The 18,557-nt window shown below is 62.9% G+C and carries 26 protein-coding genes and 1 riboswitch; of the genes, 9 read left to right on the top strand and 17 right to left on the bottom strand.

All coding sequences use genetic code 11. The features are described 5' to 3' along the window. Positions 1–53: 53 nt before the first annotated feature. Positions 54–1,253, top strand: a complete 1,200-nt coding sequence (locus AC5ZGW_RS04565) for a lytic murein transglycosylase (RefSeq protein WP_130229904.1) — start codon at positions 54–56, stop codon at positions 1,251–1,253. 79 nt (positions 1,254–1,332) lie between these two features. Here the strand turns inward: AC5ZGW_RS04565 and AC5ZGW_RS04560 are convergent, their stop codons facing one another. After that, positions 1,333–1,614, bottom strand: coding sequence for a hypothetical protein (locus AC5ZGW_RS04560; protein ID WP_130229897.1), 282 nt, complete (start codon positions 1,612–1,614; stop codon positions 1,333–1,335). 233 nt (positions 1,615–1,847) lie between these two features. Beyond that, entirely contained in the window at positions 1,848–2,171 is a 324-nt protein-coding gene (locus AC5ZGW_RS04555; protein ID WP_028166125.1) for a hypothetical protein, read from the bottom strand. Positions 2,172–2,442: 271 nt separating this feature from the next. On the opposite strand from AC5ZGW_RS04555, the gene AC5ZGW_RS04550 reads away from it, so the two are divergent. Both AC5ZGW_RS04550 and bfr read left to right on the top strand, forming a co-directional pair. Next, positions 2,443–2,706: a (2Fe-2S)-binding protein gene (locus AC5ZGW_RS04550; RefSeq protein ID WP_130229896.1), complete on the top strand. Its 264-nt coding sequence runs from the start codon at positions 2,443–2,445 to the stop codon at positions 2,704–2,706. Between the two features lie 134 nt (positions 2,707–2,840). Continuing rightward, positions 2,841–3,326: a bacterioferritin gene (gene bfr / locus AC5ZGW_RS04545; protein WP_130229895.1), complete on the top strand. Its 486-nt coding sequence runs from the start codon at positions 2,841–2,843 to the stop codon at positions 3,324–3,326. Between the two features lie 138 nt (positions 3,327–3,464). On the opposite strand, the gene AC5ZGW_RS04540 is transcribed toward bfr, so the two are convergent. Further along, positions 3,465–4,070, bottom strand: a complete 606-nt coding sequence (locus tag AC5ZGW_RS04540; protein WP_130229894.1) for a pyridoxamine 5'-phosphate oxidase family protein — start codon at positions 4,068–4,070, stop codon at positions 3,465–3,467. Positions 4,071–4,156: 86 nt separating this feature from the next. Then, positions 4,157–4,402, bottom strand: a complete 246-nt coding sequence (locus AC5ZGW_RS04535) for a DUF2188 domain-containing protein (protein WP_130229893.1) — start codon at positions 4,400–4,402, stop codon at positions 4,157–4,159. A gap of 145 nt (positions 4,403–4,547) precedes the next feature. Between AC5ZGW_RS04535 and AC5ZGW_RS04530 the strand changes: the two genes are divergently transcribed. After that, positions 4,548–4,814: a DUF2277 domain-containing protein gene (locus AC5ZGW_RS04530; RefSeq protein WP_028166130.1), complete on the top strand. Its 267-nt coding sequence runs from the start codon at positions 4,548–4,550 to the stop codon at positions 4,812–4,814. A gap of 37 nt (positions 4,815–4,851) precedes the next feature. On the opposite strand, the gene AC5ZGW_RS04525 is transcribed toward AC5ZGW_RS04530, so the two are convergent. Further along, entirely contained in the window at positions 4,852–5,331 is a 480-nt protein-coding gene (locus AC5ZGW_RS04525; protein ID WP_496113870.1) for a collagen-like protein, read from the bottom strand. A 160-nt stretch (positions 5,332–5,491) separates the two neighbouring features. Between AC5ZGW_RS04525 and AC5ZGW_RS04520 the strand changes: the two genes are divergently transcribed. Next, on the top strand, positions 5,492–5,734 hold the full coding sequence (locus tag AC5ZGW_RS04520; protein WP_130231794.1) for a hypothetical protein: 243 nt from the start codon (positions 5,492–5,494) through the stop codon (positions 5,732–5,734). A gap of 11 nt (positions 5,735–5,745) precedes the next feature. Here AC5ZGW_RS04520 and AC5ZGW_RS04515 read toward each other — a convergent pair whose 3' ends face one another. Then, a complete protein-coding gene (locus AC5ZGW_RS04515; protein WP_028166132.1) occupies positions 5,746–5,997 on the bottom strand; it encodes a helix-turn-helix domain-containing protein in 252 nt (83 codons plus the stop codon). Between the two features lie 161 nt (positions 5,998–6,158). Further along, positions 6,159–6,926, bottom strand: a complete 768-nt coding sequence (locus AC5ZGW_RS04510; protein ID WP_130231792.1) for an SDR family NAD(P)-dependent oxidoreductase — start codon at positions 6,924–6,926, stop codon at positions 6,159–6,161. Between the two features lie 211 nt (positions 6,927–7,137). Between AC5ZGW_RS04510 and AC5ZGW_RS04505 the strand changes: the two genes are divergently transcribed. The 4 genes from AC5ZGW_RS04505 (at position 7,138) to AC5ZGW_RS04490 (ending at position 9,806) form a co-directional block, all read left to right on the top strand. Continuing rightward, on the top strand, positions 7,138–7,578 hold the full coding sequence (locus tag AC5ZGW_RS04505; RefSeq protein ID WP_130231790.1) for a hypothetical protein: 441 nt from the start codon (positions 7,138–7,140) through the stop codon (positions 7,576–7,578). A gap of 768 nt (positions 7,579–8,346) precedes the next feature. Next, complete coding sequence (locus AC5ZGW_RS04500) at positions 8,347–8,571, top strand: DUF6429 family protein (protein WP_130227382.1); 225 nt, start codon at positions 8,347–8,349, stop codon at positions 8,569–8,571. A gap of 232 nt (positions 8,572–8,803) precedes the next feature. Continuing rightward, on the top strand, positions 8,804–9,148 hold the full coding sequence (locus AC5ZGW_RS04495) for a hypothetical protein (protein ID WP_130227381.1): 345 nt from the start codon (positions 8,804–8,806) through the stop codon (positions 9,146–9,148). Positions 9,149–9,326: 178 nt separating this feature from the next. After that, positions 9,327–9,806 (top strand): DUF4262 domain-containing protein, encoded by a 480-nt coding sequence (locus tag AC5ZGW_RS04490; RefSeq protein WP_165435320.1) that lies wholly within the window; start codon positions 9,327–9,329, stop codon positions 9,804–9,806. 127 nt (positions 9,807–9,933) lie between these two features. On the opposite strand, the gene AC5ZGW_RS04485 is transcribed toward AC5ZGW_RS04490, so the two are convergent. The 10 genes from AC5ZGW_RS04485 to AC5ZGW_RS04440 all read right to left on the bottom strand — a co-directional run bounded on the left by AC5ZGW_RS04485 (position 9,934) and on the right by AC5ZGW_RS04440 (position 18,320). Next, positions 9,934–10,188, bottom strand: coding sequence for a hypothetical protein (locus AC5ZGW_RS04485; protein WP_028168899.1), 255 nt, complete (start codon positions 10,186–10,188; stop codon positions 9,934–9,936). A gap of 148 nt (positions 10,189–10,336) precedes the next feature. Continuing rightward, a complete protein-coding gene (locus AC5ZGW_RS04480) occupies positions 10,337–10,900 on the bottom strand; it encodes a mismatch-specific DNA-glycosylase (protein WP_130227379.1) in 564 nt (187 codons plus the stop codon). After that, the gene (locus AC5ZGW_RS04475; RefSeq protein ID WP_130227378.1) at positions 10,897–11,283 is read right to left on the bottom strand and encodes a RidA family protein; all 387 of its coding nucleotides are present in this window, start codon (positions 11,281–11,283) and stop codon (positions 10,897–10,899) included. The genes AC5ZGW_RS04480 and AC5ZGW_RS04475 overlap by 4 nt, the downstream gene beginning before the upstream one ends. A gap of 716 nt (positions 11,284–11,999) precedes the next feature. Then, entirely contained in the window at positions 12,000–12,770 is a 771-nt protein-coding gene (locus AC5ZGW_RS04470; RefSeq protein WP_130227377.1) for a zinc metalloprotease, read from the bottom strand. A 9-nt stretch (positions 12,771–12,779) separates the two neighbouring features. After that, positions 12,780–14,678, bottom strand: a complete 1,899-nt coding sequence (gene thiC / locus AC5ZGW_RS04465) for a phosphomethylpyrimidine synthase ThiC (RefSeq protein ID WP_130227376.1) — start codon at positions 14,676–14,678, stop codon at positions 12,780–12,782. Positions 14,679–14,815: 137 nt separating this feature from the next. Then, the gene (locus tag AC5ZGW_RS04460) at positions 14,816–15,424 is read right to left on the bottom strand and encodes a thiamine phosphate synthase (protein WP_130227375.1); all 609 of its coding nucleotides are present in this window, start codon (positions 15,422–15,424) and stop codon (positions 14,816–14,818) included. After that, positions 15,411–16,193 carry a thiazole synthase gene (locus AC5ZGW_RS04455; RefSeq protein ID WP_130227388.1) on the bottom strand — a complete coding sequence of 261 codons (783 nt, stop codon included), beginning with the start codon at positions 16,191–16,193 and terminating at the stop codon, positions 15,411–15,413. Before AC5ZGW_RS04455 ends, AC5ZGW_RS04460 begins: the two co-directional genes overlap by 14 nt. A 205-nt stretch (positions 16,194–16,398) precedes the next feature. Next, on the bottom strand, positions 16,399–16,596 hold the full coding sequence (gene thiS, locus AC5ZGW_RS04450; RefSeq protein ID WP_028168893.1) for a sulfur carrier protein ThiS: 198 nt from the start codon (positions 16,594–16,596) through the stop codon (positions 16,399–16,401). Further along, positions 16,587–17,600 (bottom strand): FAD-dependent oxidoreductase, encoded by a 1,014-nt coding sequence (locus AC5ZGW_RS04445; RefSeq protein ID WP_130227374.1) that lies wholly within the window; start codon positions 17,598–17,600, stop codon positions 16,587–16,589. The genes thiS and AC5ZGW_RS04445 overlap by 10 nt, the downstream gene beginning before the upstream one ends. Continuing rightward, positions 17,588–17,729, bottom strand: a riboswitch (TPP riboswitch). (Overlaps the previous gene by 13 nt.) Before the next feature lie 54 nt (positions 17,730–17,783). Further along, positions 17,784–18,320, bottom strand: a complete 537-nt coding sequence (locus AC5ZGW_RS04440; protein ID WP_130227373.1) for a lytic transglycosylase domain-containing protein — start codon at positions 18,318–18,320, stop codon at positions 17,784–17,786. Positions 18,321–18,557 lie beyond the last annotated feature (237 nt).

Genomic DNA, 18,557 nt, shown 5'->3' with positions numbered 1-18,557 from the left:
GAGTGAACAAGCCGCTCGACTTGCCATTCCTCCGCACGCTCGCCTTCGGCTTTCTGTTCTTGGTGTTACCAACGGCCTCGCCGGCCCACGCCGCCGATGCCGCCTTCAGCCAATTCATCGCCTCACTCTGGCCGGAGGCGCAGGCCGCCGGCGTGTCGCGCGCGACGTTCGATCGTGAGACGCGCGGGCTCGAGCCTGACTACAAGCTGCCGGATCTGATCTTGCCGGGCCGCCCCGCGACCGGCGCGCCGTCGCAGGCTGAATTCGTCCAGGTGCCGGCGGACTACGTCAAGGAGGCTTCCATCGCGCGGCTTGCGGCCGAAGGGCAGCGGCTGATGCAGAAATATCGTGCTGACCTCAACGAGATCGAAAATCGCTTCGGCGTGCCGGCAACCGTGGTGCTCGCGATCTGGGGCCGCGAGACCGATTATGGCCGCTATAAGCTGCCCTACGACACGCTGCGCGTGGTGGCGACACAGGCCTATGTCGGCCGCCGCAAGGACCAGTACCGCACGGAGTTCATTCTTGCGCTGAAGATCCTCGGCGAGGGTGCGGTGACACGCCAGGAAATGCGCTCATCCTGGGCTGGTGCCACCGGGTTCACGCAGTTCCTGCCGTCCGAATATTACAAGCACGGCGTCGATCTCGACGGCGACGGCCGCATCGACATCTGGCACTCGGTGCCTGATGCGCTCGCGTCCGCCGCCCAGCAACTCGTCAACAAGGGCTGGCAGAAGGGCGTGCGCTGGGCCTACGAGGTGAAGGCGCCGCCCAATGTCGATTGCACGATGGGCGTGCCGGAAGTGACGAAGCCGATCGGTGATTGGCTGCGCGCGGGCTTTGAGCCGGTGCGCGGACAGAAGCTCAATGCGACCGAGCAGGCGCAGCCCGCCTCGCTGTTGCAGCCCGAGGGCATCTATGGCCCCGCATTCCTGACCACGAAGAACTACTTCGTCATCAAGGAATACAATTTCTCCGATCTCTACGTGCTGTTCGTCGGCCATCTCGCTGACCGCATGACGAGCCCGCAGCCGTTCGCCACGCCCTGGTCGGCGACGACGCAATTGCGCACCGCCGATGTCGAGGCGATGCAGCGCCATCTCACGCGGATCGGTCTCTACAAGGACAAGCTCGACGGCAAGGCCGGGATGCAGACCCGTGCCGCGCTCGGCACCTACCAGAAATCGGCAGGCCTGAAGGTCGATTGCTGGCCGAGCGAAGCGGTGCTGCGCGCGATGACGGCGGCGAGATAGGCCCTACGCTCGACAAACAAAAACCCGGCCGCAAAGGGCCGGGTTTTGAATTTGGTGGGTCTTTACCCGCCGGGTCAGCTTAGTCGCAAACCTGAACGCGACGGAAACGCCAGCCGTAGCCGTCCCAGAAGCGCTCGCGAATCATGCGGCACGGAGCTTCTTCAACGTAGACCGGCGCCGGTGCGACATAGACCGGAGCCGGACGGCTCGCAGCAATCGCGCCACCGAGCAGGGCGCCGCCAATCAGGCCACCGGCCACGCCGGCTGCGATCTGGCCGTCTCCGGCCTTGGCGGCCGGCGCGACAGCCAGCGAACCGGCAATCGTTGCGACCGCGACGAAGGCAGCTAATGTCTTCTTCATGTCTTGGGCTCTCCTGGATGGCGCCTTCAGCCGACGCCGGGTTTAACGATGACTCGCACGCTGGTTTCGAAATCCCGTCTCGCAAAAAGAGCGCACAACAGTCAATCGAAAGTAAACGTCAGCGCGCTAATGGCCTGAAAAAAACGGTTTTTTCTGGCCATTCGCCGTTCAGCTTCCGGAAAAGCGGTGGTTTTCCGGCATCCTGTGCGAGATTTAATGAAGGTGAATGCGCGTTAATAGCAGACGCGCACGTTGCGCACCCGCCAGCCATAGCCGTCCCAGAAGCGCTGGCGCTGCCAGGCGCAGGGCGGCCCGTACTCGTAGGGGTCGGCGACGTAATAGCCGGGGCCAGGAGCGTAGGAATACCCGGGACCGTAGGAGTAACCGGGACCGTAGTACCCGTTCTGCGAAGCGATCGCACCGCCGATCAGGGCTCCACCGATCAGTCCGGCCGCAACCCCCGCGGCAACGCCGCGCTGCGCATGCGCGGGAGGAGGTGCCGCCACGAGCGCGCCTGCCAATGCAATGGCGGCAAATCCGAGCAATGTCTTCCTCATGGCCTCACCTTTCTTCAAGTCATCCACTTTGGGGCATTGGTCCTGACCAGAGTTCCACATTTCCCCGTAACGATCAATGAACGCCGCAGCGGATCGCCCGAGAAGTGATGGCCGGCGTGCCGTGCGGATGACGCGGATCACACTTAGATTCATTCCAATTTACCTCCGTCATCAGTTTGGAATTGCTTCAAATTCCCGTTTTTCCTTTTGCGTCGCTTGCTCGCCTTCAATATCTCTTAGGTCAGCATCACCGACCGGACCCGCCTTTTCGATGATCGTTTGTTCCTGCAACGTCCTCAGCGACCACGACGTCCGCAATGCGGTGAGCGTCAGCGGGTCGTTGCCGCGGAATGCCAAGCAGCTTTATGGCTGCCTCGGCTGCAGTGCCGAATGCGGGCGCTGCGCCCGTACCATCAAGACCATCATCGACGAGGCGCTTGGCCCATGTGCCAAGGCCTGCTGTGCCGGCTGCCCGCACAGCCATGAGGCCGTCGACGACGTCGCCAAGACAGAGTTCGCGTTGGCCGCCTGCTGAGCCGCCGGGATTTCCCCAGATCTCTTCGCAGATGCCCTCCCAGAGGAGGGTTGCTCTTGTTCATAATCTGATTTAGAAGCGTTCTAAAGTTGGAATCGGGCCCGCTTTGGGCCTTTAAACATTTGGAGTGGACTATGCAGGGCGACCCTAAGGTCATCGAATATCTCAACAAGGGCCTGCGCAGCGAACTCACGGCGATCAACCAGTACTGGCTGCACTATCGCATCCTGAACAACTGGGGCCTCCTGGAGATGGCCAAGGTCTGGCGCAAGGAATCGATCGAGGAGATGCACCACGCCGACCGCTTCACGGACCGCATTTTGTTCCTCGACGGCTTCCCCAACATGCAGGTGCTCGATCCCTTGCGGATCGGTCAGAACGTCCAGGAGATCATCGAGTGCGATCTCGCCGCCGAGGTCGGTGCTCGCTTGCTCTACCAGGAGGCCGCCACCTATTGCCACGGCGTCAAGGACTATGTGAGCCGCGACCTGTTCGAGGACCTGATGAAGGACGAGGAGCACCACATCGATTTCCTCGAGACCCAGCTCGATCTGATCAAGCGTATCGGCCTTGAGCTCTACACCCAGAAGCACGTCGGCCACCTCGAGAGCGAGCACTGAGCCGGGCGAGAGAGCATCGATTTCTCTCGCATGGCCGGGCTCGACCCGGCCATCCACGCCCTTTCTTACGGTCTCCAACGCGTGGATGCCCGGGACAAGCCCGGGCATGACGGTTGGGAATGCAGCCCATCGAATTCGCTAGAGCTGCGTCTTGTAGCGCTCTTCCACCACCGCCTGGCTTTCGGGCTCGCCGAGCGTGGTCTGGTCGTGGATCACTTGGCTGATGCTCGGAAATACCTTGCGCTCGACGCGCGTGTCCGCCGACCACAGTTTCGAGCGCATCAAAGCCTTGCCGCAGTGGAAATAGGCTTCCGTCACGTCGATGCGCAGCACCGCGCGTGGCGGCTTGCCGAATTCTACCATCGAGGCCAATAGCTCCGGATCAGCCGAGAGGCGTCCCTTGCCGCCGACACGCAGCGTCTCGTCGATCCCCGGCACGAAGAAGATAAGCTGCACGAAGCCTGAGCCCGCGACGATGTTCCGGAAGCTGTCGATGCGGTTGTTGCCGGAGCGGTCCGGCATCAACAACAGGTTTGGCGAGGTGACGCTGACGAAGCCCGGATTGCCGCCGCGCGGCGAGGCATCGACGCTGCCGTCGGAGCCGGAGGTCGCCAGCACGCAGAACGGCGACATGCCGATGAACTTCCTCGCATGCACATCGATCTCCGGCCGCGCCTTCGCGATCACGCGCGCAGTCGGTTTTTGATAGATCGAGGCGAGGTCGGCAGCGGCAAGGTCGGTCACGGGCGATCTCCAGATGTCGTATTTTTGACAAGCGTATCATCGCGAAATTCCGCCGTCATCCCTCGCTGAAAGAGGCATGCTCAGTCTCAGCCGTGGTCCTCGACATCAGTCTCGGGGCGGTCGCTGCCGGCGGCGGTCTCGGTGTGCCATTGCCCGTCAGGGGTTTCATACTCGATCGCCTCGGTGCGGCCGGGCACGCGCTGCTCTGCCGCCACACGCCGGGCGGCGGCCAGCGCAGCGGCATGGGTCGCGAACGGTTCGGAAAACACACCGTCTACGGTGTAGGCCCAGCCGCCGTCATGCTCGACGATCTTGTAGATCACATGGCTCATCGGGAACTCGCTTCATGGTTGACACTGGAAGGGTGAAGCCACCGGCGCTTTCATGACAGAATAGGCGATGATGTCGGAATTTCCATGGACCAATCGTCCTTTGGGGCAGGCAACGGGCCCGGGCCGCCGGTGACAGGAGCAAAGCATGTGCCGTAATATCAAGACGCTGTTCAATTTCGAGCCGCCGGCGACCGAGGACGAGATCCACGCTTCCGCACTGCAATTCGTGCGCAAACTGTCCGGCTTCAACAAGCCGTCGCAGGCCAATGAAGCCGCCTTTGATCGCGCGGTCGCCGAGGTCTCAGACGCCGCACGCCGGCTTCTCGTCTCGCTACACACCACGGCACCGGCGCGCGACCGCGAGATCGAGGCGGAGAAGGCCAAGGAGCGCTCGCGCCTGCGGTTCGGGTGAGCTGCGGCGGCCGTGACCTGCGCGATCGGTGCGCGGCCTATTTCTTGTCCTTGTGCTTCTTCTTTTTCTTGTCCTTGCGATCCTCGGGATCCTCGAGGCCGTCGGGCTGTTCGGCAACGGCCGCAGCCAATGCTTCGCGCTCGGCCGCCTCCTGCTCGCGCTGGCGGCGGTAGTCCTCCCAGGCGTCGAAGATCATGTGAAGCCACGGCATCACCTGTTCGATCGACGGCAATTGCCCGGGCGGGCCCGGCTCGCCGCGCGGACCGGCAGGTCCCTGCGGTCCGGCGGGACCTTGCAGGCCGGGCGCTCCCTGCGGACCCGGTTCACCGCGCTTGCCTTGCGCACCAGGTTTGCCCTGCGCTCCCGGCTTGCCTTGCGGGCCGGGCTTGCCGCGCGCGCCATCGGGGCCGCGCCGGCCGGGATGTCCCTGCGGTCCCGGCCGCCCTTGTTCGCCGGGCCGGCCGCGTGGGCCCGGCGCGCCCGCTGCTCCGCGCCGGCTGGAAGCATCATCGGCCACTGCTGCACTCCGAAATAAAACTGCGCCCGCGCGTTTTTTAGCGGCGTTTGACGACCGCTTCAATTCCGCGAGCCGCCATTGCCGCATTGATCAACATCAATGATGCGATCGCGCGGCATGGCATCCTCGGGAGTGTGGCTGGCCAGACGGGAGCGAAGCCATGAACGCAGGCTGGAAGATCTTCTTGCTCTCGCTGGTCCTGTTCGCGATTGCGTTCGGCGCCGAGCGGCTGCTCGTGCCCGACATCGTGCCGATCGCGTACGCCGAGGAGCCGCAGCCGCTGTTGCTGGTGGAGACCGCTTTCGTGCTGCGCGCGATCGTGCTGATCGCGGGAAGCGTAGCGGTGATCTCGTTCGTCATCACGCTCGGCGCCTGGGTGAGAAGCACGCGATCGCACGCTTGAGGCAATTCCGACTAATCGTTCGGCGCGGGCACCTCGATGCCGTCGGCCGAATAGCTCCTGATCTTGTTGCGCAACGTGCGCACGGAAACGCCGAGCACGCGCGCGGCGCGTGTGCGGTTGCCATTGCAGCGGATCAGGGTTTGCAGCACCAGCTCGCGCTCGACCTCGCCGACGGTGGCGCCGATCAGGAGCGGCACGATTTCGTTGGGGGCCAGTGAGGACGCCGGAATCTCCGGCAGGGGCTGCGTGGACACATAGGACATGACACCTCCCGAGCAACGCCCGTTCGCAACATCGCGAATCGGAAACATCGAGAACGAACAAACCCCTTGCCCGCGCGAGACGGTGGCCGCAGATGGTTAACAAACGATTAACGCGATCGCCACCATCCACATTTGCGCGTGGGTTCTCGCATGCGCCATGCTCACACCGTCCGGTAGCCGCCATCCACCATCACGATCGATCCCGTGACATAGGCCGAGAGGTCGGAGGCGAGGAAGATCGCCGGTCCCACGATATCCTCCGCCTTGCCGGCGCGGCCGAGCGGCGTGTGCGCGATGAAGCTCTTCACGAGCTCCGGATTGCTCGCACGCGTCTGGGCGTTCAGCGGCGTCTCGATGAAGCCGGGGCCGATCGCGTTGACGCGCACGCCTTCCTTGCCGAGCTCGGCGGCGAGCGCGCGGGTGAAGCCGAGCACGCCGTGCTTGGAAGCCGTGTAGGCGGGCGAGCTCGGCGTGCGCACATGCACGAAAGACTGGATCGATGCGATGTTGACGATGCGTCCCTGCGCGGAGCGGATCTGCGGCAGGAACGCATGCGTCACGTTGAAGACGCCGGTGAGGTTGATCGCGATGATGTCTTCCCAATCCTTGATGACAGCCTCGTCCGCGCCGAGCATGCCGTTGCGTCGCGTAATCCCGGCATTGTTGACGAGGATCGTGACCTGTCCGATCTTGCCGGAAATCTCTTTTGCAAGCGCGATGCAATCCTCGCGCCTGGTGACGTCGAGCGCAAAGCTGTCGGCCTTCCCGCCGGCGTCGCGGATCTCCCTCGCCGCCTCCGCCGCCGCGCTCGCGTTGACATCGAGCAGCACGACGCGCGCGCCCTCGCGCGCATAGCCGGCTGCGATCGCGCGGCCGATGCCGGAGCCCGCGCCAGTGACGACGGCGATATGATTTTCGAGAAGGGCCATGGATGTTTCCTCTTGCTTGTTGTTGGACGCCGCGGAGAGGCTAGTCCATTTTGTAGGGAGGGCAAAGCCAACGGGTTGCGCGAACGCGCGCCCCGTTGGCTTTGTCCACCTTACAGATTCTCGCTCCATCCTGCATCCGCGCTACACTTCGCAACGTGCGAATCGATCTGTCGCCATTGATGCTTTCCAAGAAAATCCCGGAGACCTTGATATGAAACTGCCATCCGCCTTTCGCGCCGCGCTCCTCGCGCTGTCCGCTTTCGCCGGCGCCATTCTCTCCTCGGCTGCCCATGCCGACAGCGGCACTGTCTCGCTCACGATCTACAAGGCAGGCTGGATCATCGGCGGCTCCGGCGGTGGCGGCGTGTTGAATTTTCACGGGCGCAGATATCCGCTGTCGGTCGGCGGCCTCGACTACGGCCTGGTGTTCGGCGGCTCGAAGACGGTGCTGCGCGGCCGCATCAGCAACATCAATCGTCCCTCCGATGTCGCCGGTGTCTACGGCGCAGCCGGCGCCGGCCTTGCGATCGGCGGCGGCGCCCGCGCCATCGTGCTCACCAACCAGAAGGGCGCCGTGCTCGAACTCGCCGGCCACCAGGTCGGATTGATGGCGAATGCCGATTTGAGCGGGCTTGCGATCACGATGAAGTAGCGAGGCGCGGAGAGCCGTTTGCCCCTCATCCTGAGGAGCGGCGTCTTCGCCGCGTCTCGAAGGATGAGGCCCCGGCGGTGGCCTCGCCCTTCGAGACGGTCGCTCCGCGACCTCCTCAGGGTGCGGGGATGGATTGGAGCGCGTCGCTCTCCTTTGTCATTGTGAGTTCTGATTCAAATTTCAAACAGCGGAGGAGATGTGAGTCCGCGTTCTCGCGGCGCTTTGCGTCCGAGCTTTGCATCTCGTTTCACCCTCTCAATCATCAGAGGGCGCAGGGAAAGCCGGGTGCCGGTTGCACCCATGGGTCCCGTGCAACAAAAAGCACGGGGGTAGGACCACAGGTTCAACCGAAGCATTCCGGCTTTCCCTGCGCGATGGTTTACGGCTTACTTCGTGCTCTCCCCGGTGACCGGGCTCTTTTGCCACCGTCACTCTGCGGATGCTTGATCCACAGAACTTAGCGCCAGCGTCGGGGCGCCAGGACCACACGACTTCGCCGTCCGCGGATAGCTGCGCTCGTCGTTCACAGCACCCGCGTCCACCGCATCTCACCGCAACGTTCGTGACGATCGCGAGCCGCCCCTCATCCGCCGTGAGACGCGCGGAGTTAAATCACTGATTTGCCCGACGGCGAAAGCGGAATATTTTTCGCTGATAGTCTGGACAGACTTTTGGTGATTTGCCCGTCGGGTTATCTTGTCGCAGTCAATTGCAGCCGGTGAAGCCGGTTCACGACAACAAGACAAGGTTGGTTGCAGGAGGTTTGCGATGCCGCTCAACACCGAGAAGATCGACGATGCAGCGCTGGCGCTGCTCTATCTGACCCTGCACGACGACTATCGGGCATGGAAGGGTTTCGATTGGGATGTGCTCGGCCGGCTCCACGAGAAAGGCATGATCCATGATCCCGTGGGCAAGACCAAGTCCGTCGTGTTCACTCAGGAAGGACGTGATCGGGCAAAGCAGCTCTTCGAGACGATGTTCAAGGAATGAAGGACTTCGCCGCGCTCTCGTAGGGTGGGTTAGCGCAGCGTAACCCACCGAGCCTGCGGGAAGAAAGATGGTGGGTTACGCTGCGCTAACTCACCCTACGGTTCCTCCGCCTTCAAGGCTCGTCCGGCTTCTGCAATGGCTCGCGTGTTACGGAGCTTGTTAACAATTATAAATTGTATTATGGTGCTGCATTCAATTGATCATTGTTTGTTTGTACGAAGAGGAGTTTCCCATGCAAGAGCCTCAATTGAAAGAATTTGAAGGCCTGCCTCGCTCGTCATCTTGCCGCTTGATAGATTTTGATGAGGCGCAGGTTGTTCCCGGCATTGTCCCGAAGACATTCATTCTCATCGTCAGGGGCACCAAGCCCTGGGTGACGATGAAGGTGGATTTGTATCCCCTGATTTATATCAAGCAGCCGGTTTATTGGGGCATTGAGGTGATCGGATGCCAGAGCGGCATCGGGCTTCCCACCAAGGCGCCCTACGAGATTGCGCTGGACATTACGCACACGCTCGGCACCAAGGGAATCGAGGTTGTCGGTGCCGCACACGCGAAGCAGATCAACGTGCCGTAGCGGGCAAAAGCGCGCCCCGACTTCGAGAAGAATCCGGCGCGCAGCGCATCGCGCTGGTCGTGTCCGATGTAGCGTAGGCAAAGCGCAGTGAGCCCACCATTGCGAGCGGAGTCTTTGATGGTGGCACGGCGCGATAGATGCGCCTTCACCTTACAGCTCCTCTCAACGAGAGATGCCGATGCTTGATGACTTCAAATGGCCTGACATCGAAGGCGAGGCGGACAAGGCGATCATTCGCAATATTCGCAAGCACGGATGCCATATCGTGGGCATCCGGGACGGTAATCCGGAATATGCGTTCTCGGTTGGCCTGTTCCTCAACTATGGCCACGCCGAGGTGGTGATCTTCGGCCTGCGGGCCTCCGACTCTGCCTCGATCATCAATGATATTCGCGACCGGGCGGCTGCAGGACGGAACTACGCCGCCGGGGATATCTGCGATGATATCCTGACGGACCGCCAAGTCGCATTCGCAGAGGTGCCGCTGCAGGCGTATGACGCGTATCTGGGAACGGCGATTTGGTTCTATCGCAAATGCCGGCGCCCGTTTCCATGCCTGCAGATCGTGTGGCCAGATCGCGAGGGATACTTCCCCTGGCAGACCGGACATGACGCCGCCTTGAAGCAGTATCAGCCGGTGTTGAAGTCTTTCTCCTGAGGTGCGAAGTGCCCGCGTAGGGTGGGCAAAGCGAAGCGTGCCCACCATCCACGGTTGGTGCAAGAAAGGTGGGCACGGCGCGATAGACGCGCCTTTGCCCACCCTACGCGTATTGCGATTCCACAACTCACAATGTGCAGCGGCGCTGCGTCCGCATCTGTTGCTGCTCGGCCATCGCGGCGGTGAAGGTCGGGACCGGCTTGCTGACGACCTGGTAGGTCGAGGGCCACTGCATCGGTTTCTGCTGCAGGTCCTCGTTCCAGATCTGGCAGATGCCGGTGTTCTCCCAGCGGATCACGTAATAGCCGGCCTCTGCGGGCCTGGCGGCGAAGGCCGCGACAGCGGAGCAGGTGGCGAGGCAGAGGGCGGTAGCGCGACGCATGACGTATCTCCTGTCGAATTGTTCTTTGGCTGCCTCCGCGATTGGCCGAGGCGCCGCCGATCTTTTGTGATCGTTTGTGGCGGTATTGGTACGGCAAGAGCCTGCTCCCTCGAAATCGGGAGGCTGCAATGATTTCATCAACAGCAGTTCACCGGCGGCTTCGAGCGACGGTATGTTGATCCTCCACTCGTTCGCCAGCCCGCAGCCAATCCGCCAGTTCCTGCCACGGCTGCAATGACCAGCTTCCCGAAGCCGCGCCCGATGGCGACGCCAGCACGAAGATATCTGGAAAATCGGGAAGCGCAGCTTGCCGGCCGAGCGCGATCGCCGGCGTCGGTCGTCCGAAGAACAGGGATGCCGCCTTCTTGCTGGTGAACGCGATCGTCTTCGGCCGATAGCGCAGCATCTTGTCCCGGAACGCCGGCACCTCGATAGGGAAGGCGAGCGCCTGATGGTCCATGCCCGCGCCGGTCTTGCACATGTCGGTGAAGCCGATGCCGAGCTCGAGCAGCGCCGGAAATTCATGCGGCTCGAAGCGGCGCGGCGTGATGCCGACATCATGCAGCGTGCGCCAGAAGCGATTGCCGGGATGCGCGTAGTAATGGCCGAGGTCGGCTGACCGCTGGCTGGCGGCGGTGCCGACGAAGACCAGGCGAAGATCGGCGGCAAGCTGGTCGGGCAGCCGCTCGCGCGGAGCGGGCGCGCCGCTCACGCCGCGCGCAGGTGTGCGACGCCCTCGATCTCGATCAGCATCTTCGGATCGGGCAGCGCCACCACCACGCAGGTGGTGCGCGCAGGATAGGGCGCCGGGCCGAACGCCTCGGCATAGAGCCTGTTCATCGTGGCGACGTCGGAGGCGCGCGTCAGCAGTACGTTGACCTTGACGAGATCGCGCACCGTCGCGCCGGCCTCATCCAGCACGCGCTTGAAGTTGGTGATGACGTTGGCGAACTGTGCCTCGAACGTATCAGGCAGCCCGCCATTGGCGTCGAAGCCGGGGATGCCGGAGATGAAGAGGAGATCGCCGACGCGGGCGCCGAACGAAAGCGGCGGCGCCTTGACGCCGGGCGGGGGAGGGAAGTGCTTTATGGACATGGGGGCATCCTCGCGAGGTCGTTGGACAGATGAGATGAAGGATAGACCAGTGGCGGGTATGAGCCAACGGATCGCGCGAATGCACGTTGATGAATAGGCTTCTCAATATGCGGGACGTGCCCGCCCGATCCAGGCAGCCAGCTCCTCAGGGCAGAACGGCAAAGATCGTCCCGACCGACGACACAGCCCAGATCAAGCAGCGTTGATGGTGCCAGTCTGCGATGGTGAGAAGAACTAGAGGAGGCTTCTGTTGTCGGAGAAAAATCGCTCGCAGAACCTGCGGATGTGGTCCGGCAGATCGTTAACGGCAGATGACTTCCTGGACTCATCGCAGTCAAGGCGAGGTTGCGTTCCGGCTGCTCTGTTCGCGAGGTGCGCGCCGTCGCTCTCGGCTCGATCCTCAATCCGACGGCGAAATGCAGCTCTTGCTTTGGCGCGGAAGGCGCTATTCGATCGCATGTCGTTGTCCCCATGTCCGCCAATTGAGACCTGCGCGTGTTTCTAGGATGTCTGGAGAATCTGACTAGCTACCAAAATGGCTGGCAACGGCATCCGAAAGTTTGTCGTTAGGGGACCCCTTCAGGTTCGAACATTTCTCGGACGCGCCACGGCTGCAACAGAACGACCGGGCAAGTGCCCGGCGGTTCTCGCGGCTGCGAATGTTCATACTAGGTCCTGGATTCGGAGGCCCGCCCTCACCTTTGAATGCGGCTTGGCTATTCTGCCGCTCGGGCCACGCGCACGTCGTTGACGCCCTGCTGCTGGGAAATGACCGAGCAATCGGTGTGTCCTTGTCCTTCCACAGGTTGAAGGATGTGGGCGGCAACTAACATGGCACGGTCATCAGAACAAAACTCTGATGACTTACGATCCAACTCTTCGAGGCTTCTCGGAAATGAAAGAATACAGGCATCGGGGCTTCGTAGGCCAGCGACCCGTGCAATTGACTTGAGGATTAGCTTGTATGCGCGCCTCGCGGTGATCTCGGCACCTCCGCGGTGCTGCTGCTTTGGGTCCGCGACGTCGAGCCGAGCTGTTAAAACCACGCCGATGTGATAAGGAGTAGTCTCATTGCCGAAACTCGTCGAGAAAACATAGCGCCAAGGGGATGCCTTGAGATCGAACGGAACGAGCAAGTATTTGAATGACCGCGGTCCCCCATCCGTAGCAGTTGCCCGGATGAACTGATCTCCAACCTTGTCCACGTCGAACTGGGTCGGGGTTGCGAGCAATTCAGGGCCGAGTTGAAGGTCCAATGTTTGCGTTGAAACGGGTGCAGATAGCACTCGTTGGAGAGCGCAAACCAGCGGCTGAACGAAATCGACGCTCTTCAAATCCGAATGGATATAAAGAATGACCTCGCTAGGTGCAGTGAGCCCGCTGCTCGCCACGTGTGGCAGTCCCTGCGCCCATGAAACGGTTACGCTGACGGGAAGCCAAACAGTGACGAACAGAGGCAATAGTCCGCGGGTCAAACCCTTGCGCATCGGTTACTGTCAGAGCGCCTGATTGCTCTCCTTCACCTTCTCCGCGTCAAGATACACATCCCCGCCCATCTCCTTGAACTTGGCACTCATCGCGGCCATGCCGTCTTCGATAGTCCCCTGCATCGACATCCCGACGCTCGCCGGATCGTTCAGCGTCGCGGCGTAATCCCGGACGTCCTGGGTGATCTTCATCGAGCAGAACTTTGGGCCGCACATCGAGCAGAAATGGGCGACCTTGTGGGCTTCCTTCGGCAGGGTCTCGTCGTGGAAGTTCTTCGCGGTCTCGGGGTCGAGGCCGAGGTTGAACTGGTCGGTCCAGCGGAAGTCGAATCTCGCGCGCGACAGCGCGTCGTCGCGGAGCTGGGCGGCGGGGTGACCCTTGGCGAGGTCGGCGGCATGGGCGGCGATCTTGTAGGTGATGACGCCGGTCTTGACGTCGTTGCGGTCAGGCAGGCCGAGATGCTCCTTCGGCGTGACGTAGCAGAGCATGGCGCAGCCGAACCAGCCGATCATGGCGGCGCCGATGCCTGACGTGATGTGGTCGTAGCCCGGCGCGATGTCCGTGGTCAGCGGCCCAAGCGTGTAGAACGGGGCTTCGCCGCATTCCTTGAGCTGCTTGTCCATGTTGATCTTGATCTTGTGCATCGGCACGTGGCCGGGGCCCTCGATCATGACCTGGCAGCCCTTGTCCCAGGCGATCTTCGTCAGCTCGCCGAGCGTCTCGAGTTCGGCGAACTGCGCGCGGTCATTGGCGTCGGCGATCGAGCCGGGACGCAGGCCGTCGCCGAGCGAGAACGAGACGTCATACTTGCGCATGAGGTCGCAGATCTCGTCGAAATGCGTATAGAGGAAGCTCTCCTTGTGATGCGCCAGGCACCACTTCGCCATGATCGAGCCGCCGCGCGAGACGATGCCGGTGACGCGGTTGGCGGTGAGATGGATGTAGGGCAGGCGCACGCCGGCGTGGATCGTGAAATAGTCGACGCCCTGTTCGCACTGCTCGATCAGCGTGTCCTTGTAGAGTTCCCAGGTCAGCTGGACCGGATCGCCGTTGCACTTCTCCAGCGCCTGGTAGATCGGCACGGTGCCGATCGGCACCGGCGAGTTGCGCAAAATCCATTCGCGGGTGGTGTGGATGTTGCGCCCCGTCGAGAGGTCCATCACGGTGTCGGCGCCCCAGCGGATCGCCCACACCATCTTCTCGACTTCTTCCTCGACCGACGACGTCACGGCGGAGTTGCCGATATTGGCGTTGATCTTGGTCAGGAAGTTGCGGCCGATGATCATCGGCTCGAGCTCGGCATGGTTGATGTTGGAGGGGATGATGGCGCGGCCGCGCGCGATCTCTGAGCGTACGAATTCCGGCGTGATGAAGGCCGGCACCGAGGCGCCAAAGCTCTCGCCATCGGCGAGCGCGGCTTCCGCGCGCTCGAGCTGTTGCTTGCGGCCGAGATTCTCGCGCTCGGCGACGTAGATCATCTCCTTGGTGATGATGCCGGCGCGGGCGAATTCGAGCTGGGTGATCTTGTGGCCGTCGAGGCCGCGCAGCGGCTGGTGGTGCGCGGTGAAGGCGCGCGCCGCCTTGTCGGCGGAGAGGTTGCCGTTGTCTTCCGGCTTGATCGTGCGCCCCTCATATTGCTCGACGCCGCCGCGCTCCTTGACCCAGGCGAGACGATTGCGCGGCAGGCCGGCATTGACGTCGATCACGATGGACGGATCGGTGTACGGGCCCGAGGTGTCATAGACGGGAAGATTGGGCTCGCCGGCGCCTTCGCTCAGGATGATCTCGCGCAGCGGCACCCGCACATCAGGCGCCGTGTCGGGGGTGGAGAAAATCTTGCGCGAGGACGGTAGTGGCCCCGTGGTGACGGCGGGAATGGTGGTGTCGGGGTTGGAACGGATGTTCATGGAGTTCCTCCTTAAAGAGCGTTGTTATTCCGTCATTGCGAGGAGCGATAGCGACGAAGCAATCCATTGGCGCCGCAAATCCGGGTGGCAATGGATTGCTTCGCTTCGCTCGCAATGACGGTGGGTGAGGCTTTGCATCACGCGGCCTTTGCGCTTTTGCCAAGCCATTGTCTGACCCGCGCATCGGGGTCGGCGTTCTGGGTGATGTCGGAGACGACAGCAATCGAGTCGGCGCCGGCGGCGAAGATCTCCGCGGCCTGCTCGAACTTGATGCCGCCGATCGCAACCAGCGGGATGTCACCGATGCGCTTCTTCCATTCGGTGATCTTCGGAATCCCCTGCGGGGCGAAGCGCATCGATTTCAGCGTGGTCGGGAAGATCGGGCCGAGCGCGATATAATCAGGCTCGGCTTTCAGCGCGGTCGCCAGCTCCTCGTCGTCATGGGTGGAGATGCCGAGCGTCAGCCTGGCGTTGCGGATCTCGGCGAGATCGGCGCCCTCGAGATCTTCCTGGCCGAGATGCAGATGCTCGGCGCCGGCGACGATCGCCGCGCGCCAGTAGTCATTGACGACCAGCTTTGTCGGCGTGCCCCTGGTCACCGCGAGCGCATCGGTGACGATCTGCAGCGCTTCGGCGTCGTTCAGATCCTTGGCGCGGAGCTGGATCGTGCCGACGCCGAGTTTCGTCAGCCGCTCGACCCAGGCGACGCTGTCGACGACGGGGTAAAATGGATCAGGATACGGCATGCCAGAACGGAGTCCCGATGACAGGGGTGGAGGGGGAGGCGAAATCGCGCGCGTCCATCAGTCCGGCCTCATAGGCGGCGCGGCCGGCCTCGATGCCGAGGCGGAACGCATTGGCCATCGCGACGGGATCGGCGGCTTTCGCGACCGCCGTGTTGAGCAGCACCGCATCGTAGCCGAGCTCGAGGGCGTGGGCCGCATGCGAGGGCGCGCCGATGCCGGCGTCGACTACCAGCGTGATGTCGGGCAGGCGGTCGCGCAGCAGTTTTAGCGCATCGCGGTTGGTGATCCCCCTGGCGCTGCCGATCGGCGCGGCCCAGGGCATCACCACCTTGCAGCCGGCATCGACCAGCCGCATCGCCACCGAAAGATCTTCGGTGCAATAGGGGAACACCTCGAAACCATCCTTGATCAGGATCGAGGCTGCTTCGACCAGGCCGACGACGTCAGGCTGCAGCGTGTCGTTGTCGGCGATCACTTCCAGCTTGATCCAGCTCGTTCCGAACAATTCGCGCGCGAGCTTGGCCGTGGTCACCGCCTCGCGCGCGCTGCGGCAGCCGGCGGTGTTCGGCAGAACCGTCACATCAAGTTCGCGGATCAGCGACCAGAACGCATCTCCGGTTTTACCGCCGGCGGCTTCGCGCCGCAGCGACACGGTGACGATGTTGGCGCCGGACGCACGGATCGCGCCTTGCATGATCGCGGGCGAGGGGTAGAGCGCCGTGCCGATCAAGAGGCGTGAGGCGAAGGTCTTGCCGTAGAAGTTCAGCACCATGCGTCTCCTCGATCTCGGTTAACTCCCTCTCCCCGTCCTTCACGGGGAGAGGGGTAGGGTGAGGGGCTCCCTCCGCAAAAACGGTGGAAGTGAGACTCGCGGAGAGTCCCCCTCACCCGGATCGCATCTTGCGATGCGATCCGACCTCTCCGCGCAAGCGGGGCGAGGTGAAGTGCGGCACGCAGCTGCGTTTCCAACACCATCACCCTCCCTGCCGGGGCGTGATGATTTCGATCTCGTCGCCGGCTTTCAGCGCGGTCTCGGCCCAGCGGCTCTTCGGCAGCACGTCGTAATTCAGCGCGATCGCGAAATGGGTGCCTTCGTAGTCGAGCTCGGCGAGCAGCGCGTCGATGCTCGCCGAAGTGATCTCCCGCGGCTCGCCGTTGACGATCACACGCATCGCATCACCTCATTGTCGATCTGGCCGCGTGCGACATAGGCGAGCGTCAGTTCCGCCAGCGCGGGCGCCAGCAGGAAGCCGTGACGGTAAAGGCCGTTCACCGAGATCTTCGTCCGGTCGATCGTGATCCGCGGCAGATTGTCGGGAAAGGCCGGGCGCAGGCCGGAGCCGAATTCGAGGATGCGCGCCTCGGCGAAGGCCGGGTGCACCGCATAGGCCGCGCCCAGAAGCTCCAGCGCCGAGCGGACGCTGACGCCGGTGTCCTCGGCCTCGATGGAGGTCGCGCCCAGCATGAACAGATGATCCTCGCGCGGGATCACGTAAAGCGGCCAGCGCGGATGGATCAGCCGCACCGGGCGCGACAGCTCCACCTCTGCGGTCTCGATCAGGATCATCTCGCCCTTGACGCCGCGCAGCTCAGGCTCTCCGTCGCGCGCCGACAGGCCGCGGCAATCGATCACGATGCCCTCGAGATCCTCCGCGCTGATGTCGCTGTTGAACTTGATGATGCCGCCGGCGGCGAGGATGCGCTCATGCAGCCTGGGCAGCACGCGGCGCGGCTCGACATGGCCCTCGGCCGGGAAGAACAGCGCGTCGCGGAAACGGCCGTCGAGCGAGGGCTCGAGCTGCGCGACGCCTGACGCATCGAGCCGCTCGTGGCCTTCGGTCATCCGGGCAAAGCGCTCGAAATCGTTGCGCTCGCGCGCATGCGCCACCACCAGCGAGCCGTTGAACGGCGTATCCGGCAATTCGCGCCGCCAGATATCGAGCGAGCGCAGGCCGAGCCGGCTGATGATGGGTTCGGCGACCTCGGCCTCGCAATAGGGCGCCAGCATGCCGCCGGCCCAATGGCTTGTGGATTCCGTCATCGCGGCGTCACTGCGCTCGTGCAGAGTGACGGCATGACCGGCCTGCGCGAACAATAACGCTTGCCATGCGCCTGCGATGCCTGCGCCGATGATAGATACGGGGGAATCCCCCCGCGAAGACTTGCTCTGGTACATCCCTGTCCCTTCGCCGGTATGACCCGGATCAGGTTCAAAGGGTCACCGCGGTCCCGGATATCGGCCAGAATGGCCAACGCCAAGCGTGCGGTATCTCAGCTCCTCCTCGGAGCACCCCTCGGAACGCGTCTAATGTAAGCGGATATGCCGACCTGTCAACGCCGCGCTTCGCGGCCGTGCCCCTCAGTTGCCGGGGACCTGCTGTGCGTCGGCGTCGGCCGCGCTTTCCGGCGCCTCGGCCTCGGTCTGCTCTTTTTGCGCTGCGGCGGCAAGCGTCGGGCGGGATTCTCTCCTGGATTCCTTCAGGTGCTGCAGCCGCTGCTGCTTGGCGGCGTAATAATACCCGGCGGCGTAGTAGCGCACGGCGCGGTCATGGTTGCCGCCGGCGGCGCGATAGGCGCCGGCGAGATATTTGATGCCATAGGTGAGGTTGGTTTCGGGATCACGCAGGCCCGCCGCATCGCCTTTGTAGCCAAGGCCGCGGGCGGTCGCGAGCTTGATCTGCATCAGCCCGATCGCGCCGCCGCGTCCGACCAGGTTCGGCTGATACTTGCTCTCGCGCACGATCACGCGGTGCACCAACGTATCAGGCACCAGATTGGCCTGCGCATGGGCGGCGACCAGCGCCTCATATTGCGAGCGCTGCTGTGCCTGCGCAGGCGAGCCCAGAAGCACTGCGGCAACAGCCGCAAGCAAGGTGAGGGTGAAAGGGAGTTTCATCGGGCGAGATCTCGGCGACGGAATGGTCTGTTCCACTTACGCAAGCGAATTGTTGCGGCCGCCGGGCAGATATGTGGCGAAAGCGGGGCGTTATGCGACGGACTTTAGTAAAGTCTTAGACGACGATTTGCTGCACGGCCGCAAGCTTCTTGTCGCGCAAATGACTCAAAGCCGCCTTAGGATTTCGCATGGCAGGCGCGGGGTTCAGTGCGTTCTGCCGATAAATCAAGAAACGCC

The organism is Bradyrhizobium sp. Crot121, assembly GCF_059512385.1.
This window is presented reverse-complemented; position numbering and strand designations above follow the sequence as displayed.

Coding starts and splice junctions, on each gene's coding strand:
- AC5ZGW_RS04510 (WP_130231792.1), bottom strand. CDS start 6,926: ATGGCCCTTCTCGAAAATCATATCGCCGTCGTCACTGGCGCGGGCTCC.
- AC5ZGW_RS04530 (WP_028166130.1), top strand. CDS start 4,548: ATGTGCCGTAATATCAAGACGCTGTTCAATTTCGAGCCGCCGGCGACC.
- AC5ZGW_RS04490 (WP_165435320.1), top strand. CDS start 9,327: ATGCTTGATGACTTCAAATGGCCTGACATCGAAGGCGAGGCGGACAAG.
- AC5ZGW_RS04535 (WP_130229893.1), bottom strand. CDS start 4,402: ATGAGCCATGTGATCTACAAGATCGTCGAGCATGACGGCGGCTGGGCC.
- AC5ZGW_RS04500 (WP_130227382.1), top strand. CDS start 8,347: ATGCCGCTCAACACCGAGAAGATCGACGATGCAGCGCTGGCGCTGCTC.
- AC5ZGW_RS04440 (WP_130227373.1), bottom strand. CDS start 18,320: ATGAAACTCCCTTTCACCCTCACCTTGCTTGCGGCTGTTGCCGCAGTG.
- bfr (WP_130229895.1), top strand. CDS start 2,841: ATGCAGGGCGACCCTAAGGTCATCGAATATCTCAACAAGGGCCTGCGC.
- AC5ZGW_RS04555 (WP_028166125.1), bottom strand. CDS start 2,171: ATGAGGAAGACATTGCTCGGATTTGCCGCCATTGCATTGGCAGGCGCG.
- thiS (WP_028168893.1), bottom strand. CDS start 16,596: ATGCGTGTGATCGTCAACGGCGAGCCGCGGGAGATCACTTCGGCGAGC.
- AC5ZGW_RS04520 (WP_130231794.1), top strand. CDS start 5,492: ATGAACGCAGGCTGGAAGATCTTCTTGCTCTCGCTGGTCCTGTTCGCG.
- AC5ZGW_RS04485 (WP_028168899.1), bottom strand. CDS start 10,188: ATGCGTCGCGCTACCGCCCTCTGCCTCGCCACCTGCTCCGCTGTCGCG.
- AC5ZGW_RS04505 (WP_130231790.1), top strand. CDS start 7,138: ATGAAACTGCCATCCGCCTTTCGCGCCGCGCTCCTCGCGCTGTCCGCT.
- AC5ZGW_RS04495 (WP_130227381.1), top strand. CDS start 8,804: ATGCAAGAGCCTCAATTGAAAGAATTTGAAGGCCTGCCTCGCTCGTCA.
- AC5ZGW_RS04475 (WP_130227378.1), bottom strand. CDS start 11,283: ATGTCCATAAAGCACTTCCCTCCCCCGCCCGGCGTCAAGGCGCCGCCG.
- AC5ZGW_RS04550 (WP_130229896.1), top strand. CDS start 2,443: ATGATCGTTTGTTCCTGCAACGTCCTCAGCGACCACGACGTCCGCAAT.
- AC5ZGW_RS04470 (WP_130227377.1), bottom strand. CDS start 12,770: ATGCGCAAGGGTTTGACCCGCGGACTATTGCCTCTGTTCGTCACTGTT.
- AC5ZGW_RS04445 (WP_130227374.1), bottom strand. CDS start 17,600: ATGTACCAGAGCAAGTCTTCGCGGGGGGATTCCCCCGTATCTATCATC.
- AC5ZGW_RS04560 (WP_130229897.1), bottom strand. CDS start 1,614: ATGAAGAAGACATTAGCTGCCTTCGTCGCGGTCGCAACGATTGCCGGT.
- AC5ZGW_RS04460 (WP_130227375.1), bottom strand. CDS start 15,424: ATGCCGTATCCTGATCCATTTTACCCCGTCGTCGACAGCGTCGCCTGG.
- AC5ZGW_RS04515 (WP_028166132.1), bottom strand. CDS start 5,997: ATGTCCTATGTGTCCACGCAGCCCCTGCCGGAGATTCCGGCGTCCTCA.
- thiC (WP_130227376.1), bottom strand. CDS start 14,678: ATGAACATCCGTTCCAACCCCGACACCACCATTCCCGCCGTCACCACG.